The sequence below is a fragment of the Kandleria sp. genome (assembly GCF_017934775.1).
Lineage (GTDB): Bacteria > Bacillota_I > Bacilli_A > Erysipelotrichales > Coprobacillaceae > Kandleria > Kandleria vitulina.
This window is the reverse complement of record NZ_JAGBIX010000026.1, coordinates 1-17,613: the sequence shown is the minus strand read 5'-3', so window position 1 is coordinate 17,613 and position 17,613 is coordinate 1. Positions and strand designations below refer to the sequence as shown.

17 protein-coding genes are annotated in these 17,613 nt (G+C 34.7%); 15 read left to right on the top strand and 2 right to left on the bottom strand.

Annotation, left to right across the window (positions count from 1 at the left end):
* The first annotated feature begins 37 nt into the window (after positions 1 to 37).
* The 6 genes from J6L95_RS03550 to J6L95_RS03525 all read left to right on the top strand — a co-directional run bounded on the left by J6L95_RS03550 (position 38) and on the right by J6L95_RS03525 (position 7,567).
* Positions 38 to 1,408: a Wadjet anti-phage system protein JetA family protein gene (locus J6L95_RS03550; RefSeq protein WP_287458167.1), complete on the top strand. Its 1,371-nt coding sequence runs from the start codon at positions 38 to 40 to the stop codon at positions 1,406 to 1,408.
* Positions 1,408 to 2,025: a DUF4194 domain-containing protein gene (locus J6L95_RS03545; protein WP_031588850.1), complete on the top strand. Its 618-nt coding sequence runs from the start codon at positions 1,408 to 1,410 to the stop codon at positions 2,023 to 2,025. Before J6L95_RS03550 ends, J6L95_RS03545 begins: the two co-directional genes overlap by 1 nt.
* Complete coding sequence (locus J6L95_RS03540; protein WP_287458166.1) at positions 1,994 to 5,248, top strand: SbcC/MukB-like Walker B domain-containing protein; 3,255 nt, start codon at positions 1,994 to 1,996, stop codon at positions 5,246 to 5,248. Before J6L95_RS03545 ends, J6L95_RS03540 begins: the two co-directional genes overlap by 32 nt.
* A 98-nt stretch (positions 5,249 to 5,346) precedes the next feature.
* Positions 5,347 to 6,432, top strand: a complete 1,086-nt coding sequence (locus J6L95_RS03535) for a glycerol dehydrogenase (RefSeq protein ID WP_287458165.1) — start codon at positions 5,347 to 5,349, stop codon at positions 6,430 to 6,432.
* Positions 6,433 to 6,489: 57 nt separating this feature from the next.
* Entirely contained in the window at positions 6,490 to 7,041 is a 552-nt protein-coding gene (locus tag J6L95_RS03530) for a GNAT family N-acetyltransferase (RefSeq protein WP_287458164.1), read from the top strand.
* A 58-nt stretch (positions 7,042 to 7,099) separates the two neighbouring features.
* Positions 7,100 to 7,567, top strand: coding sequence for a GNAT family N-acetyltransferase (locus tag J6L95_RS03525; RefSeq protein WP_287458163.1), 468 nt, complete (start codon positions 7,100 to 7,102; stop codon positions 7,565 to 7,567).
* Between the two features lie 11 nt (positions 7,568 to 7,578).
* Here the strand turns inward: J6L95_RS03525 and J6L95_RS03520 are convergent, their stop codons facing one another.
* Positions 7,579 to 7,773, bottom strand: a complete 195-nt coding sequence (locus J6L95_RS03520; RefSeq protein ID WP_287458162.1) for a hypothetical protein — start codon at positions 7,771 to 7,773, stop codon at positions 7,579 to 7,581.
* A gap of 236 nt (positions 7,774 to 8,009) precedes the next feature.
* On the opposite strand from J6L95_RS03520, the gene J6L95_RS03515 reads away from it, so the two are divergent.
* The 8 genes from J6L95_RS03515 to J6L95_RS03480 all read left to right on the top strand — a co-directional run bounded on the left by J6L95_RS03515 (position 8,010) and on the right by J6L95_RS03480 (position 16,018).
* Entirely contained in the window at positions 8,010 to 8,750 is a 741-nt protein-coding gene (locus tag J6L95_RS03515) for a YveK family protein (protein WP_287458161.1), read from the top strand.
* Entirely contained in the window at positions 8,750 to 9,433 is a 684-nt protein-coding gene (locus J6L95_RS03510; RefSeq protein ID WP_287458160.1) for a CpsD/CapB family tyrosine-protein kinase, read from the top strand. Before J6L95_RS03515 ends, J6L95_RS03510 begins: the two co-directional genes overlap by 1 nt.
* On the top strand, positions 9,402 to 10,394 hold the full coding sequence (locus J6L95_RS03505) for an LCP family protein (protein ID WP_287458159.1): 993 nt from the start codon (positions 9,402 to 9,404) through the stop codon (positions 10,392 to 10,394). The genes J6L95_RS03510 and J6L95_RS03505 overlap by 32 nt, the downstream gene beginning before the upstream one ends.
* A 12-nt stretch (positions 10,395 to 10,406) precedes the next feature.
* Positions 10,407 to 10,898 (top strand): hypothetical protein, encoded by a 492-nt coding sequence (locus J6L95_RS03500; protein ID WP_074686481.1) that lies wholly within the window; start codon positions 10,407 to 10,409, stop codon positions 10,896 to 10,898.
* Between the two features lie 75 nt (positions 10,899 to 10,973).
* Positions 10,974 to 11,759: a CpsB/CapC family capsule biosynthesis tyrosine phosphatase gene (locus J6L95_RS03495; protein ID WP_287458158.1), complete on the top strand. Its 786-nt coding sequence runs from the start codon at positions 10,974 to 10,976 to the stop codon at positions 11,757 to 11,759.
* 91 nt (positions 11,760 to 11,850) lie between these two features.
* The gene (locus tag J6L95_RS03490; RefSeq protein WP_287458157.1) at positions 11,851 to 12,633 is read left to right on the top strand and encodes an AraC family transcriptional regulator; all 783 of its coding nucleotides are present in this window, start codon (positions 11,851 to 11,853) and stop codon (positions 12,631 to 12,633) included.
* Between the two features lie 57 nt (positions 12,634 to 12,690).
* Entirely contained in the window at positions 12,691 to 13,965 is a 1,275-nt protein-coding gene (locus J6L95_RS03485; protein WP_287458156.1) for a phospholipase, read from the top strand.
* Between the two features lie 256 nt (positions 13,966 to 14,221).
* Positions 14,222 to 16,018: an HAD hydrolase-like protein gene (locus tag J6L95_RS03480; protein ID WP_287458155.1), complete on the top strand. Its 1,797-nt coding sequence runs from the start codon at positions 14,222 to 14,224 to the stop codon at positions 16,016 to 16,018.
* A gap of 11 nt (positions 16,019 to 16,029) precedes the next feature.
* On the opposite strand, the gene J6L95_RS03475 is transcribed toward J6L95_RS03480, so the two are convergent.
* The gene (locus J6L95_RS03475; RefSeq protein ID WP_029070608.1) at positions 16,030 to 16,560 is read right to left on the bottom strand and encodes an NUDIX hydrolase; all 531 of its coding nucleotides are present in this window, start codon (positions 16,558 to 16,560) and stop codon (positions 16,030 to 16,032) included.
* Positions 16,561 to 16,782: 222 nt separating this feature from the next.
* Between J6L95_RS03475 and J6L95_RS03470 the strand changes: the two genes are divergently transcribed.
* Positions 16,783 to 17,613 (top strand): RluA family pseudouridine synthase (locus J6L95_RS03470; protein WP_287458154.1); only part of this gene is annotated, 831 nt, incomplete at its 3' end.

Genomic DNA, 17,613 nt, shown 5'->3' with positions numbered 1-17,613 from the left:
ATAATAGAAATCACGTTTAGAAAAGAGGTGTTATGCGATGAATTTCTGGAATCTATTTGATACCTTTGATAATGAGAAATTCTTTAATCCCTTAACAGGAGAAAACCGTACAATCTATTTTCAGATCATTCAGGCTTTAATAGCGATGGCTAATAGCAGGGAAGATCTTTATGAACAGGATGCTAAAAACAAGATATTTGATTATCAGTCTCTTCTTGAAGAAGAAGCAATGGGAAGCACACCTAATGATATATTAAAATATTTTGAAGAATGTGGATGGATCCGAAGAGAACAGTCAAGAAACGGATTAGAATACTATGTTCGTATCACATCTGAGTGTCGTATCCTGATGGATGGATTGATGAGTGTAAGAAGAGGGGCTGACAACAGTAAAGGCCATATCTTTGCCATGTATGAAATTGTCAGAGCGGCAAGCGATGATACATTTGGCTACCGTCGATTAGAACCTTACAAGCAGATTCTAGAGCCATTGGAAATGCATAAGAATGCCTTGAAAAATGAACTTATTGATTTACGTGATAATATCCTTGCATTAATTAAGAAGTTATTGGATACCAATGAGTTATCCCATATGGGACATCTTTTAAGTAAAGAAGAGATGATCAAGGATTTCTTTAACAACTACTTTAGATTAAAGAATGATGGGAACGTATTGGCTTTTATTCCTGTCATTATCAACTATTGTAGAAAGCTAGAATATGAAGATGATGCCTTAATAGAAAAGATGGTCTATGATGCACCACGTGAAGATCATGTCAACCAGGAAACAATTCGTTTAAGACTCAGCAGCATTATAAGCTTTTTGGATTATAGCTATGAAGATAATATGAACATCATTGAAAACCGTATTGATGAATATTATGTACTTGCTAATCAGCGTATACGTATGCGTTTGACTTATCATGATAGTCTTCATCCAGCTATAGAACGTTTCTTCCAGATTGTAAACAACCATCCTGATCTAATGGAAGAAAGTGTAGAGAGTATTAATAAGAAATGTATCAATATTGTCAATCAGTCTTTTATCGCAAGACAGTCATTTGATTTAAAGAAGAAAAGAGATATGCATAAAGGACGAGTAATGCCAATTAAGCCCATTGTTATTGATGAAGATACAATCAAGAAAGAACAGGAACTATTATCTCGATCAATAAATAGAGCCTACTCTAAACATAATGTCGCAAAATATATGGATGGATGGCATATTAAGGAGAAGGTACATATCAATAAGGATATGATCAAGAATAAGAAAGATGTCTTAACCTTGATTGCTGCACTGATGTATGTAAACAATGAAGATTTCCCATATGAAATCAATATTACCGATCGAAGATTAGTGACTGATTTTTGTGAAATGCCAGATATGATTATAAGGAGAAGAAAATAATGATAGTAGATGAAGAGATGTATAAAGTTGCTATTAGAAAACTATTAGGTTCAACTTTTATCATGCGAAGAAAAGATAAGAAGGTCTATGACTACATTATGGATAATGAACATCGAGAATTCATTATGTCTAGACTAGAAGAAATCGGCTATGGATTAGAGTGGAATGAAGAAGATGAAATTGTTTCATTAATCGATCTCTCTTTACAAAATGGAGAAGAGACTCCTTATAATTTCCATCGTTTTTCTCCTCATACCATCTATATGCTTTTTGTATTGATGCTTATTTATGAAGAAAAGAAAGCCAATTGGGTAGAACGTATTATCGTTAACTTTGAAGAAGTACAAGATCGACTTCAGTCATTGCATCTTGACATTACGCCATCTGAAAAAAGAAATGCCTATAAGCAGTTTAGACGCTATAATCTGATTTCAGTTAAAGATAGAGATCTTCGTCTTAATGTAGAAGAAGGAGGAACACTAGAAATCTATCCTTCTATTATGTTTTGTATGAAAGAAGAACAGTTTGCATTGGTTCTAAAAGATCTAGAAGAAAAAATAAAGGAAAGGGAAGAAGGTGAAGACAATGATTACAATGACGAGAACATGGCTGATTAACTGGTATGGATTTGAAAACAGCATTGATCGTGTCGGATTAATGACCGATATTACCGGAAACAATGGATCAGGAAAATCTGCCTGGCTTGATGCGATCAAGTATGCCTACATCGGTGATACTGGATTCAACAGTTCATCTGATGCGAAAGGTACAGGCTCAAAGAAAAGAACAATTGATTCTTATGTAAGAAAGCTTATCAATGCATCAAGAAATGAATATGGCAGACCGGTTTCTCAATATAATGAAGTCTACGCCTACATCATGCTTGAATGGTATGATGATCTCAATGATCAATATTTAATTACCGGATGTATTATCAAAGATGATGCAGCTAACACTACAGAAACAAGATGGTTCAATATTGAAAATATGTCACTCGATGATATTCATCCATTAAGTGAAGACAATATTCCTTACACTTTCCAGCAATTTAGAAAAGTCAATGACATCAGCTATGCGCCTAATAAAGATGAAGCATTCAATGAAGCAATGTCACTATTGGGATTAAAGATTTCTACTTACAATGAAGGAAGAAAGAATTATTTAAGAAAACTTAAATCCATTTTGACTTATGATCCAAAAGAAGTAGGAAAGATCAGTGATTTCATTAAGAACTATGTTCTTGATGATGAAAAGAAAGTTGATATTTCTAAATTAAAGAAAACCAAGGAAGACATTGATGAACTTAATCGTACATTAACACGTTTAGATGAAGAAATCAGTTTTATCAAAAAGATCATTGATCAATATGATCAATATCATCATTATGATCATATTCTTCTTCTTGATGAAATCAAGAATGCCTACAAGCGAGTTGTAGAAGCAAAGAACACTATTGAAGATATCAATAATCAAATTGAAGAAAACAAAGAAAAAAGAGCAATTTGTGAAAAAGAAAATGAATCCTTAAATGATGAAATACTTCTTCTTGCTCAAGAAATAGAAGGATTAGATGAAACATTGGATGAATGGGATGTCACTAAGTCACTTCATCATTATAAAGATAGAGAATCACAGCTTGAAGAAAAGAGCAGACAGCTTCAATTTAAAAAGCGAGATCTAGAAGAGCTGATGGGACAGCTTGGCTATATTGAAAAGAAGATCAATACATTTAGTGAAGAGAATCATCTAGATGCACTTGATCATAAGATCATTTCTCAAATAAAGACAAAGAAAAAAGAAGCAATCTTTAACTTGCGTCGTATTGTTGAAGAGTGTGCTTCTATCAATAATGCGAAAATACCACTTCTTGAACAAAAGAAAAGAAATGTTCATACACAAAGTGTTGAAGAAAAGGATATTATTGAAGCCTTATCAAAGAATAAGTTTGTCTACCATGAAGCAAAAGAGAATTTGGCTTTAATTAAAGATATCAAGGATGTCTTTAAAAAGAAAAATATTGATTCACCAGTAGAAATGGTCTGCAAGTATGTTACTGAAATAGATGAAGAGTGGAGAGCGGTTATTGAAAACTATCTTGGATGGAGAAGATATGATATCATCGTTGATCCTTCTTATCTTGATATCGCTCAACAGGTAAGAAACAAGGGGAATTATCCTCATGCAAGATTGGTCAATACGTATCAGCTAAAAGATTTTGAATGCGTAGAACAGTCATTGATGGAAAAGCTTTCTGTCAGCAATATTCATGCTACTCGTTATCTTAAGTTCCTTCTTGGAAAGATTGTTGCTATTGAAGATGACAATGTAAAAGAATATCCACGAGGCATGAAAAAAGATGGGACTGCCAGTCTTAATATGACAATCTTCTCTTTAGATCTTCATCATGTGAACGATTATGTCTTTGGAGAAAGTGCGTTATCTTTAAATATAGAGAAACATGAAAAACATTTGAATGAATTGATGGCACGTCTTTCTTCATTAGAAAAGAATCAGCATTACGCTCAGGATTTCAAGAATGATTTCCAGGCAATGCTTTCTATTTTGCATGATCAGTATGATTTTGATATTGATCTTCATATAGAAGAAAACAATGAGGCATTGCTTGCATGTCAAAGTCATATTGAAGAACTGACAAGACAGATGCATGAAAACATTGATTTTGAAAACATCCGTCATCAAAGAGAATTAGCTCTTGAAAAGAAGAAGAACAATGAACAAAAAGTAGCGAATAATCGCTATGAGATGGATAATATTGATCGACAGATCAAGAAGCTAAAGAGTGTGCTTGATACACGTAAAAAAGAAGTAGAAGAAGCAAAGCTGGCATTAGAGGATGCAAGAGAGAAAAATGAGATTACTGCCAATGAGGCTATTAATCAATATGAAGATTATCTTTCTTCTCATAAAGAAGGCAATGTTCTTTCTGAAAGCAAAGCAAAATCTCTTCATAAGAAAAGAGAACAGCTGGTCGCAAGCATTATGGGATTACAGGGAGAATTTGGTGGAAAGTATTATTCTGAAGCCACTATTGTCAATACGTTAGAAGCAGAGAAGATGTTCCGTCATCGTTATAATGATATTCAGATGGGCAATATTGAAATGATCAAGACAGATTTGATTGAAAAGAAATCTCATTATCGTGAAAACTTCAAGAATGAGTTTGCCTTAAAGATCCTTAAGTTCTGTAATGATGCCATGATGGAATTAAAACGACTTAATAAGGAATTAAGTGAAACAGGCTATGATACACAGTATGTCTTTGATGTACATTTTAAAGATGATTCATCGGATTATGCATCAATCATTCGTTTTGGTAAGACATTAAGTGAAGGTCTGCTTACTTTTACATCAGGTAATGTTAATATTGAAGAATTAGATCAGGAAATGGATCAGATTGTAGATGATATCATCAATTCTGATGATATTGATGACTACGCTGATTATCGTAACTACTTGTCTTATGATATTCTCTTCAGCAATGATACAATTAAGCAGGGAAGCTTATCTAAGCAGATTGGCAGCAACTCGGGTGCCGAACTGCAGATTCCTTATACTTTGATCTTAATTTCAGCTTTATTGATGATCTATAATCATCGTGATAATTCATCGCGTATTCTCTTTATTGATGAACCATTTGAAAAACTTAGTCCTGATAATGTCATGAAGATGGTAAGATTCTTCAAGGAAAAGAAACTACAGTGTTTCTTCTGTTCAGCAAGCAATCTTGGTGATATTGGACAAGAAGCAGATGTGATTTTACAGGCTATAAAATATGGAAAAGACAATAGCATGAAACTATTGCCATATCATTTTAAATAGGAATCTTCGGATTCCTTTTTTCAATATGTAATAATTTTAATACAAAGCTTCTATTGTGAACTATAATATAGATATCGCAAAAAGAAAGGGTGATACATATGAAATTATTGCGTGCAATGAGAGAACCTCTTAAATATGTACAAGGAAGAGATGCGACTTATCATTTTTATGATGAAATGCACTATATGGGAAAAAGATGGCTGTTTATCTGTTCCAACAGTGGATATAAGGCTTGCCATGATGCATTAGAAACAAGCTTTAAGGATCATGATGACTATCGTCGCTATGAAGTATTCGGTGGTCTTTCAAGCAAAAGTGAAATTGAAAAAATGAAATCCATCGTTGAAGAAGACCATATTGACGTTGTCGTTGCAGTTGGTGGGGGATCAGCTGTCGATACAGCAAAAGCAACAGCTTATTATACAGGCAAGCATATTGTCATTATTCCAACTGTAGCAGCAACTGATGCCCCATGTACTGGTCTGTCAGTTATTTATAATGATGATGGCAGCTTCAATCAGTATTTATTCTATCCAACTAACCCTGATGCGGTCATGGTAGATAGCCAGGTGATTGCCGATGCCCCAGTGCGCTTTTTGATTGCAGGTATGGGAGATGCCTTAGGTACTTATTTTGAAGGTCGTGCATCTTATCGTACTGAATCGCCAAGTCTTGAAGGAACAGGTATTACAAGAACCGGAATGGCGATTGCGAAAACTTGTTATGAGACATTGCGTGAATATGGCTTACAGGCTGTTCGCTCTTGTGAGGAACATGTGGTGACACCAGCTTTGGATGCTATTATTGAAGCGAATGTCTATATGTCAGGAGTAGGTGCGGACAATGTCAATTGTGCAGCCGCACATTCATTCTATAATGGTGTGACTTCACTTGGTGGACATAGTGCTGATCACGGATGCTGCGTGGCTTTTGGGACTCTTGTACAGCTGATTCTTGAAGGTGCTTCAAAAGAAGAATTTTATGAAGTGCAGAACTTCTGTAAAGAAGTAGGTCTTCCTACTACTTTATTGAAACTAGGCATCACGAATCGTGAAGATGTGCGCACTATTGCTAAAAATGCCTGCGTTGAAGGAGAAACGATTCATAACCTTGCAGGTGATGTCACTCCTGATGAACTTTATGATGCTATTATCTTAGCAGATGCCTTAGGACAAGAACTCTAAAGATTGACTTCCTCTTTCTTGTTGATTAAACTTGAAAACAATAAGGGGGGAGAATATATGCATATTAGAGATGCCAAAATTGAAGATGCAAAACGTCTTATTGAAATCTATAACTACTATATTAAAAATACAGCCATCACATTTGAATATGATGAAGTGAGTGAAGATGAGTTTATTGATCGTATGAAGGAGATCATGTCTTTTTATCCTTATCTTGTCATTGAAGATGAAGGTCAAGTTCAAGGATATGCTTATGCTCATGCCTTCTATCCTCGTGCTGCCTATTCATGGTCATGTGAGCTAAGCATCTATCTTGATCACCACGCTAAAGGGAAAGGCTATGGACGTAAGCTTTATGAAGAGATAGAGAAGGCATTATTTAAAATGGGAATGACCAACCTTTATGCCTGCATTAGCGTTCCTGAAGTTGAAGATGAAACATTAACCAACAACAGTGAACAGTTCCATGCACATTTAGGATTTCATAAAGTAGGTACATTTAAAAACTGTGGCTACAAGTTTGATCGCTGGTATCATATGATCTGGATGGAAAAAATCATTAATGAACATATTATTCATCCATCAATTAAAGCGTATAAAGATATATAATTCATTTTTCACAGTGATTTTACTTCCTTTTTCTATAATGAAGAAGAGGAGTGAAATTATGATTGCGATAAAGCAATTGACAATTGAGAATGTAGATGAACTACTTAAGATGAGAAAACTCTCATTATCGCAGGTCTTTGAAGAAGAAAAGAAAGAGATGAGCGATGAGGAATGGTCAAGTCTTGAGAAAGAGACGAGACTGTATTATTTAGAAGAGCTTGAAGCCAATAGACATATTGCAGTGGCAGCTTATGAGGGTGAAGAGTTGTTAGGATGGGGCGGTATGTGTCTTCATCGAGAAATGCCTTCACCTGATAATATGAGTGGTCAAAGTGGATATCTTATGAATATCTATACAAAAAAACAACACCGTGGAAAAGGTGTTGGTAAAGCCATCTGTCGTTGTCTTATTCGTCTTGCAAAAAAGATTGGTATTGATAAGATCTATCTTGAAAGTACAGAAGAAGGTAAGCATCTTTATCGTAGGCTGGGCTTTCAGGATATGGAAGACTATATGAAACTATAAAGCAAGGAGAATTATCTCCTTGCTTTTTTGTGTTCAGTAAAATAATAAATGATGATAACAGCTATAAAATAGCTGGCAGAAGCTATGCTGTAATAAAAGAAGAAAGTGTCAAATAAATCAGAAGTGTTCATTAAAATAGCAATGCTGATGAAAAAAACCAGTACGAAACAGTTTGCAATAAGAATACGATGCAGAACTCTATCCATGATTCACGCTCCTTTGTTTTATTCTAACAGTTTATATGATGTTGACAAGACTTATGCTCTTGAACAAAAGAGATACTGTTTTTATAAGTATAAGATTATTCGCATGCTACCTTTTGGTAGCTTTTTTCAAATTTTTAAATTTGATTTTCTTTTAAAAAGTAATTTTTATGTTATAATATATTTATATTTGACAAAAAAATACCGTTAATCAGTATTTTGGTTATAGGAGGGGTAGTGTGAATTCAGCAAATGAATCACTTAAACAGTTTAACGATGATGTCTATGAGATTGATCTTAAAGCTTTGTTTATAAAGATCAAGACATTATGGTACTTTGTCGTTGTATGTGCATTAGCAGGAGGTATCTTGGGATTATCTTATTTTACATTTTTGTCAACACCACATTATCAGTCTAGTTCAATGGTGTATTTAAGAAGCTCGGATAAAAAGATTTCATTGGAATCTTTACAGTTGAGTTCTAATTTAACATCAGATTATGAAATTATTTTTACATCGAGACCTAATCTTGAGGCAGTTATTAATAAGCTTTCATTAAAGTATACAACAAAGCAGCTTAATAATATGATAAAAATTGAAAATCCTCAGGAAACACGTATTTTAAAGATTTCTGTTACTTCTGATAGTGCTACAGAAGCGATGAAAATCTGTAATGCTCTTGTAGAAGAAGGAATGGATGATATACGTGAGATTGATTCACAGGAACCATATCGTATTGAAAAAGCGATTGTTAATAATGAAAGAGTAGGGCTTAGTCTTGTAAAAGCAACTGCTTTAGGTACTTTAATTGGTATGTTGCTTTGTTTAGGATATATTACATTGCGTTTTGTACTTGATGATGCATTTACGAGTGTTGAAGATGTGGAAGCAACACTTGATCTTCCAGTATTAGCGGTTGTAGTAGATGATAAATCATTGAAATATGTCAAGAAATCTGGAAAGAAGAGAGGTAAGAAATAATGGAAGAGAAAAATTTTATTGAAATTGAAACACAGACCATTACAACTCATTCTTCTTCTCTTGAATCATTTAAGAAGCTAAGAACAAATTTAATGTATACGGAGAATCTGAAAGTGATTTCATTGACATCTTCTATTCCTGATGAGGGAAAGACTGTTATTGCCTTTAATTTAGCATATGCTTTTGCTCAGATGGGCAAGAAGGTCTGTCTTGTGGATTGTGATTTAAGAAGAACATCTTTAAAAGAGTATCTAATGCTTACTAAGCATCATGATGGTGTTTCTGAACTTTTAACTAATCAAGGAAAAGATGGTCTAAATAGTACTAATATCGATAATCTCTATATCATGTTGGCAGGTAAGACACCGCCAAATCCATCAGAGATTCTTTCGTCTTCTCATTTTACAGATATGATTGAAACTTTAAGAGAACAGTTTGATTATGTGATTATCGATACACCACCTGTAGCGGCTGGATCTGATGCAACTGTTGTATCACGCGCAGTTGATGGAACTGTATTCGTTTTAAGAAATGAATTCACTTCAAAGAAGGTTGCCAAGCGTGCAATTGGTGAATTAACAAATAACGGAGGAAGAGTTGTAGGGGTTGTCCTGAGTCGAGTAAAAGCTTCTTCCCAGGATTATGGCCGCTATGGCTACTATGGATATTATGGATATTATTAAAGAACAGAAACGAAAAAAGTTTGCGTTCTTTCTTATCGGATTATTGTCAGTCGCATTGTGTATTGGACTTGTTGCAACTTATCATAAAGGTGAAAGTACTAAGGTTAATAAGGATTCTGATTATCGTCATATTAGTTATCATGGAAAGAGCTATAAGTACAATACGTCAATCATTTCAATTCTTTTGTTAGGAATTGATAAGACGGAAAAGAACCCGGAAACAGAAAATGAACTTGGACAGTCTGATGCAATGGGATTATTGGTTTTTGACCGTGCAAAGAAGCAGGTGAAATTGATTTCTATTCCCCGTGATTCTATAACATCAATTGAAAAGACTGATTTTGATGGAGAATCATTAGGATGGGAAAAAGATCATATCAATCTTGCTTATGCTTATGGTACGGATGAGAAATCTGGATGTATGAAAGCCATGCGTGCTGTCTCTAAGATGATGATGGATATTCCGATTGCTCGCTATGGGTCAATGGATCTTGATTCCCTCAAACTGCTGCAGGATATTGTTGGTACATTAGAAGTAAAAGTACCAAATGATTCACTTGCAAAAGTAAATGGAATGAAAAAAGGCGATGTTGTGAAAATCACAAAAGAAAATGTTGAAACATTTGTCAGAACCAGAGACACAGATAAGGATTATTCTGCACAGGATCGACTTGCTCGTCAGCAGGCATACTATGAAGCTTTCTATGCAAAGATAAAAGCGATGCTTAGTGATGATTTCGAATCGACTGTTGCTAAATTGTATGGATTTGTATCACGTATCGTTACTAATGTGTCCTATCAGGATATCGTCACATTTGGCAATATGATGCTTGAATATAAATACACATCTGATCAAAACTATGTCTTGCCTGGAAAGAATGGCAAGGATGGCGATTATGATGCATATTACCTTGATCAATCATCTCTAAAAGATATGATTGTCAAAATATATTATGAATAGGAGGAGAGTATTATGAAAAAATTCATGATGGCATTTGTGCTTGCGTTCGCAATGGTTTTCTCTACGTTCGCAGGTGTCAATGCAGCTGGATCAAAGACAGCAAGCTTAGTGCTTAAAAAAGCAAGCAAGAGCGGAGTTGTTTTATCTAGCAAGATTGTTTCAAAGAAAGGGGTAGCTGCCAAGTACAACAAGAAGTCTGTTTCAGTAGCTAAGGCACTTAAGGGACAGAAAGTTGTTAAAGCTAAAGGCGTTAAATTAAGAAAGTTGAAAAAACTTTCTAAGATGGTTCGTATCTATAGAAAAAAGAAAAAATCATCTAAGAACACTAAAGTAACTCTTAAAGTACCTAACCTTTCTAAGAAAGTAAAGAAAGTTTATGCATTACATTACAGTGCAAAGGCTAAAAAATGGTACCTCACTAAGTTAACTATTAACCGTAAGAAAAAAACAGTTACTGGTAAATGGAACAGACTTGGTACTACTGCATTAGTTTATATAGCTTAATGTAATAAAAAAGAGATAATCCTCTATGGGATTATCTCTTTTTTTATGGTAAAATGACTACCAGAGGTGATTCAAATGGGGTATGTAGATATTCATGGCCATTATGCATGGGACATCGATGATGGAATCTCTACAAAAAACGAAGCAGAGCAAGCTCTTGCTTTAGCTCGGGAACAAGGAATCTCTGACATAGTTGCAACACCACATTTTACAAGTGGCTTTATGAGCAGCGATATCAAAGACATTGCGTTAGATCGCATCAATGAATTAAAAGAATTAGCAAGACAGTTTGATATTAACGTCTATAGTGGATGTGAACTGATGCTTAATGAAAACAGTACTGAAGTTGTAGAAAAAGACCTATTTCTTCCAATTGAAAATACGCATTATGTTTTATGTGAATACAATGTTATCAAGCCGACAGATAGCTTTATGGAACATTTTGATGATTATCTACGTGCAATTATTAAAAAGGGCTATATTCCCATCGTGGCACATATTGAACGATATTTCCATAGCGTATTAGACATTGATTATGTACAGTATCTCATCGATTTAGGATGTGTAATCCAGGTCAATACTACAAGCATACTTGATAAGCAGTCTCTCCATCATAAAAATGCGATGACATTACTTGATCGCAATATGGTACATGTGATCGGCACTGATACACATAGAGCGCAGGGAGGACGTATTCCTAATATGCAAGAATGTTATAAGTATCTTGTAAAATACGGATATCCTAAAGCATATTGCCAGTTGTTAATGGATGAAAATGCGCATCAGATTTTATTGGATAAGCCTATTACTCATCCGAAATATAGAAGACATTTAATCAAGAAAATGCTTCATCATAAATAGTGCTCATAAAAAGCACTATTTTTTCGTTTTGTGAAAATGAGGATAGAATAGGGAGTTTCTCATGTTAACCTTAATATAAAGGGGGGCTCATATGAGAATATCATCTTCGGATTATGCTATTGAACATTGTTTTTTCACTCATCTCGATGAAGTACGCCACTACCATGATTCCTTGAGGATCAACTACATCTTAAAAGGAAAACTAAAATATACGGTAGAGGGAGAAGAAACTATTGTAGAGAAGGGTGATCTTTGCCTCGTTAATAATAATGTTTTTCATGAAGCAATTCTACTTGAAGACACAGAAATGCTTTCTTTGATAATCAATCATCGCTTCTTGTCATGGATGCTTAATCATAAGCATTTTGGTTTTGCGATAAGAAAAAATCCGTATCGCACGCCAGAACTTATACTTATTCTTTTGGAAGTCTATTCTTATCATAAAAAAGATAGGATGCTTGAAACGTATTTATTATTGTTGAAGATGATAAAGATTTTAAAAGAAGAAACAGGAATAGTATCTACTGATTCATTTTCTTCTAATGTTCTTCTTTTTGTTCAGCAATATATTGATAGACACTATCAGAATCATATTAATCTAGAAGCTCTGTCTGAATTGACGCATTATAATGAAAGCTATCTTTCTACACAGTTCAAGAAGACGTTTGGTATTGGCATCAATGAGTACTTAAGAAATGTACGTATGGAACATGCCTTATTGGACCTTATGGAAAGTGATAAGAAGATATTGGAAATAGCTTTTCAGAATGGCTTTGAAAGCATTCAGTCTTTTAATAGAATCTTCAAGAAGCTTTATGACGAGACACCTAAGAACTATCGTGAAAGAAGTAGAGAAATGGTATGTCCTTCCTAGAAAATTGGGAAGACATGTCATTCTCTTTTTCTTTACAATAATTATAAGGAGGGCATTATGATGAAAAAGATAATGACTATTGTACTATCTGGCATAATGATGCTTTCATTTATGATTATGCCAATTCATGCCTCTTCATCATATCAGGCACAGCTTTATGCGAGCGTTACTGATGCAGGTGAAGTGGTCGATCGTATTGTTATTGATTTTCATTCCTTGAAGTCCCTGAAAGGTATCACTAAGAACAGTTTTACGATCAATGCGAAAAGCATTGTGGATTTTGGAGTAGATAAAGGAAATGTCTACTATGATACCAACAGAACCATCGAGAAAGTAAAAAAGATGGGCAAGAAAGTGATACTGTATTTAAATCAAGGGGAAGGCTCTACATTGACATGGCTTACTGAACAGCGTAATTATCCTGGTAAGCTGATTTATACGATTACGCTTAATCATGATTTGTATTCTCTCAAGAAGGAGGATGTGAGATTTGTTATTAAGAAGAAGATCATCAATGAAGAAACATCCAAGTTCAGAAGTGTCAAAGGACACTACGGATTGAATTACCAGTTCTATAATGCCAATAGCAGACGTCTTATAGTGTGGTTCCACGGCAATGGAGAAGGAGATATCAAGGGACAGACTCATAATAATGTCGCACAGATGCTCGCTAATCGTGGAACTGTTGGATGGGCTACAAAAGAAGCACAAAGAACATTTAAAGGCGCTAATGTGATGGCATTCCAGGTACCAGATACTTGGTATAATGCGGATAGTGAGAATCTGCTTGAAAAGGCCTATAAGGAAATTATGTTTGTAGCAAAGAAATATCGTATCAATAAGATCATGGTATCAGGAGCTTCAGCTGGTGGCTATATGTCAACACGCATGATTATTCGCTATCCACGTCTCTTTGATACAGGTATCATCATTTGTCCTGCAATTGTCAATCAAGTCTCAAATGAGGATATTTTGACAATGAAGAAGGCCAAGACTTCCATATGGCTTGTTCAGGGAGAAACAGATGCATCTGTCGATCCTGAACAGAGTTCTAAGCGTATGTGGTCACTATTAAGTGAAGGACAAAGAGTACATCAACGCACTGATCGCTTTGGCTATACAACATATGAAACTGCTAATGACAGATTGAAGCTGACGCTCTATAAGACATATGATGGAAAGATTAAAGTGTATGAAGACTATAATTATGATCATAGACAAGAAGCTGTCTACTACAATGACCATTGGACATGGATCTATGTCATGAGAAATCATCCACGTAGTGTTAAAGGAATAAGCATCTTTAATTGGGCATCACGTTATATGAAATAAAGCGCAAGAATTTGCGCTTTTTTCTTTTTAGAAGATAAAACTTTCTATATTGATTTGAAATATGTTATCCTTAAAGAAAGAGTAACAGATAAGTATTGCAAAACCTAGGAAGAAGTAGGAAAATATAGAGGTAGATTAGTTCATGATGATTTAGAAAATAGCAACACACATTTACGATTATTTCTATAAGACTTGCTTTTTTTTCTATAACGTAATATATTAATATTTGTTATAATAGGCAAAAGGGGATGGATTTATGGCAGGACAGAATGTCAGTGATTTAAAGCTTGTAATAATTGAGCTAGATGGATGTATCTTTCCATTAAATCATTATCGTTATAACTTTTATAAAAACTTATGCAAGAAACAAAAGGTCGCAATGGATCGACAGACTTTCTATAATGCCTTGGGAAACATGTTTACCATGTATGATTCATTGCCTCTATCTAGTACGACGAACTCATCTTCGTTTAATCAGACTGTAGAAAAAGACCTATATGATTATCTTGAGGTGAAAGGCATTAAGCCTAATGATGGCGTAATGGAACTTTTGGAATATCTTAAACAGAAAGATATTAAGATTGCGGTTGTTTCAACGCATAAGACAAAAGATGCTATTCGTTATCTTGAAAAAGGAAAACTATATAATAGAATCGACTACGTTATTGGTACAGATACTAAGCTTCAGCCATTCCCATCAACGGACATTATCGATTTCCTCGTTGAAAAATATGGCGTAAATAAGTCTCAGACATTGCTTATTACTTCTATTGGACAATTGTTGGATTCAGGACATGCAGCTGGCATTAATCTTATTTATGTAGAAGATCTTGTAAAGGCTGGAGATAAGGAACATACAATCTCTTACGAAGTATCTAAGAGCATGTATGAAACATTGAATGACATTATCTTTGGACGCTATGAAGACTTCTCAATGTATCAGTCCATTCTTGGAATGGATGATAATATGTCACCAGAAGAGCTTCATTCCGTAAGAGGACATCTTGCAGATGTCTACAGTGGAGATAATGACTTGATGGATATTGTCAACAAGACATATGAATGGCGACTTTCAGAATTGAATGTTGATCCGGTAGCTTTAGATGATGAAATCTCTAAGACACAGCAGCTTAAGATCATCAAGCAAGAAGAGCTTGAAAAAGAAGCACAACGTCTTGAAGAAGAAAAACGTCAACAGGAAGAAGCTCCTGAGGAGTTACCAGTTGAAGAAGAGGAAGAACTTCCACTTGATGATACTGAAGAATCAACATCAGAACTTTCATTGGAAGATGAACTTGCAGGTCTAGAAGACATGCTTTCAGCTATTGAACATGGTGCTCAGGAAAATGAAGAACCTGCTGAAGAGTTAGTTGAAGATGAAGAAGATGATCTAGAAGCAGAACTCAAGGCTCTTGAAGATTCTCTTCCTTCACTTGATGAAGAGGAAGAAGAACCTGCAGAAGAAGATGAAGAAGTTGTTGAAGAAGAAGCAACTAAGGAATTTAAGCCAGTTGATAAGCCTAAAGAATTTTTCTTCCCAGATGATGAAGAAACATCATTATCTTTAGATAAGCAGGCTACTGGTGAATTGGATTCTGTTATTGATAAGATCTTTAGTGAAGAAGAAAAAGAAACTGAAGAAGAAAAAGAAACTGATAAAGAAGAACCAAAGAAAAAGAAAGTTACACTTGAAAAAGTGGGATCTGCTTTAATGAATATTCTTTATACATTCTCTCTTTCACTTGTTATTCTTGTTGTTGGATTATTGATCTATACAAGTTTACAGGCATCATTTGAACATGGAGTACTTTCATTTGTGAAAGATATCTATCTTGTTTATAGCAATATTGCCAATGCTTTCATGTCAGCAATCTTAACAGTGCTACATGCTATTATTCCACCAATTCCAAGCTATGCGAATTGGATGAAAAACAATGGTGTTATCTCATCAGCTGCTGCTGGTGTCGCAAATGTGTATTTCTTCAATACTTTCATTATTGCGATTGTAGAAGTTGTTGTTTACTTTATTAACAAGAAAAAAGATAAAGAATAAGACCGCTAAGATTAGCGGTCTTTATTTATATAGGCATATTGAATTGCCATGATTGTCTTTGCATCCATTATTTCAGATGTAAGGACTTTTTTATATGCTTCATCTAATGGCATCTTAATAAGATTAATGAATTCATCTTCATCTTGAGGAAGAGAATCATCTACTTCCTTAAAATCCTTTGCTTCATAGATATAAAGCACTTCACTACAATATCCCGGAGTAGGGAGAGCCTTAAAAATCAGATTCATTGAAGAAGCACGTCTGTTTGTCTCTTCTTCAAATTCCCTGAAGCAGGCTTCATCAGGATTTTCTCCTTTTTCAAGCTTTCCGGCAGGAATCTCTAAAGTATCGATGCCATTAGGATAGCGGTATTGTTTAACAAGAAGGATACAGCCATCTTCAATGGCAAGAATGCCCACACCTCCACGATGAAGCACCACTTCTCTTAAGGCAGTATTGCCATCAGGAAGTCTTACTTCATCATGAGTAACAGTGATGACTTTTCCTTCAAAGATTGTCTTAGAACGCAATTTTTCTTCCATAATATGTACCTCGCTTTATAAATTATAACATAAAGAAAAAAGAAAGTAATGCGGGGGATGCATTGCTTTCTTCTAAGATCACACAGAATGTGATGTCTAGAGGGCCATATTATGGTTTCTACCCATAGTCATGATAACAAAACATAGTTTTGATGTAAAGGCTTTCATAAATATTTTTTATTTTTGTCAATCGGATATGCTATAATGTTGGCGGTGGTAAAAATGAAGAAATTAATTATTGATCAAAATAACGAAAATCAGCGTATAGATAAGTATTTAAAGAAGCTTTTGTGTAAAGCGCCATCTTCTCTTGTCTATAAGATGCTAAGAAAAAAAGATGTCAAAGTAAATGGGAAACGTGTCAAGGAAAACCATATTCTTCATCTAGGAGATGAGGTTTCTCTTTTCTTATATGATGATAAGTTTAAAGAATATACTTCACCCCTTACAATTCACGATCTTCCAATCACATTTGATGTAGTCTATGAAGATGAACATATCCTCATTGTCAATAAGCCAGCAGGCTTACTAGTGCAACCTGATATCAATGAAGATATGAACACACTTTCTAATCAAGTGCTGACATACCTTTATCAAAAAGGCGAATATGATCCTGAAGCTGATCTTGGCTTTACGCCAGGACCAGTTCATCGTCTTGACCGCAATACCAGTGGATTAGTTATGTTTGGTAAGGATATGCGTGCCTTGCAGGATCTTAATGAAATGATGAAAAAACGTCATTGCATTGAAAAGACATATCGCACAATTGTAAAAGGCTATGTAAAAGATCAGGAACTGATTGACTACGTTATCAAGGATGAAAAAGAAATGAAGATGCATATTGTCCCTTCGACAACACCTAACAGTCTAAAGATGCATACAAAGGTGCACGCTCTTATTTCTACAAAAGATTACTCCTTGATTGAAGTAGGACTAGTCACTGGTCGTACACATCAGATTCGTGTGCACTTGTCTAGTATCAATCATCCCTTGATGGGAGATAAGAAATACGGTGATTTTGAATGGAATAAACAAATCAAGAAAGAATTCCAT

Excerpts from the sequence above, each read along its gene's own strand:
- J6L95_RS03510 (WP_287458160.1), top strand. The coding sequence starts at position 8,750 with ATGGAAGAGAAAAATTTTATTGAAATTGAAACACAGACCATTACAACT.
- J6L95_RS03475 (WP_029070608.1), bottom strand. The coding sequence starts at position 16,560 with ATGGAAGAAAAATTGCGTTCTAAGACAATCTTTGAAGGAAAAGTCATC.
- J6L95_RS03550 (WP_287458167.1), top strand. The coding sequence starts at position 38 with ATGAATTTCTGGAATCTATTTGATACCTTTGATAATGAGAAATTCTTT.
- J6L95_RS03535 (WP_287458165.1), top strand. The coding sequence starts at position 5,347 with ATGAAATTATTGCGTGCAATGAGAGAACCTCTTAAATATGTACAAGGA.
- J6L95_RS03490 (WP_287458157.1), top strand. The coding sequence starts at position 11,851 with ATGAGAATATCATCTTCGGATTATGCTATTGAACATTGTTTTTTCACT.
- J6L95_RS03505 (WP_287458159.1), top strand. The coding sequence starts at position 9,402 with ATGGCTACTATGGATATTATGGATATTATTAAAGAACAGAAACGAAAA.
- J6L95_RS03530 (WP_287458164.1), top strand. The coding sequence starts at position 6,490 with ATGCATATTAGAGATGCCAAAATTGAAGATGCAAAACGTCTTATTGAA.
- J6L95_RS03500 (WP_074686481.1), top strand. The coding sequence starts at position 10,407 with ATGAAAAAATTCATGATGGCATTTGTGCTTGCGTTCGCAATGGTTTTC.
- J6L95_RS03545 (WP_031588850.1), top strand. The coding sequence starts at position 1,408 with ATGATAGTAGATGAAGAGATGTATAAAGTTGCTATTAGAAAACTATTA.
- J6L95_RS03495 (WP_287458158.1), top strand. The coding sequence starts at position 10,974 with ATGGGGTATGTAGATATTCATGGCCATTATGCATGGGACATCGATGAT.
- J6L95_RS03520 (WP_287458162.1), bottom strand. The coding sequence starts at position 7,773 with ATGGATAGAGTTCTGCATCGTATTCTTATTGCAAACTGTTTCGTACTG.
- J6L95_RS03540 (WP_287458166.1), top strand. The coding sequence starts at position 1,994 with ATGATTACAATGACGAGAACATGGCTGATTAACTGGTATGGATTTGAA.
- J6L95_RS03485 (WP_287458156.1), top strand. The coding sequence starts at position 12,691 with ATGATGAAAAAGATAATGACTATTGTACTATCTGGCATAATGATGCTT.
- J6L95_RS03525 (WP_287458163.1), top strand. The coding sequence starts at position 7,100 with ATGATTGCGATAAAGCAATTGACAATTGAGAATGTAGATGAACTACTT.
- J6L95_RS03480 (WP_287458155.1), top strand. The coding sequence starts at position 14,222 with ATGGCAGGACAGAATGTCAGTGATTTAAAGCTTGTAATAATTGAGCTA.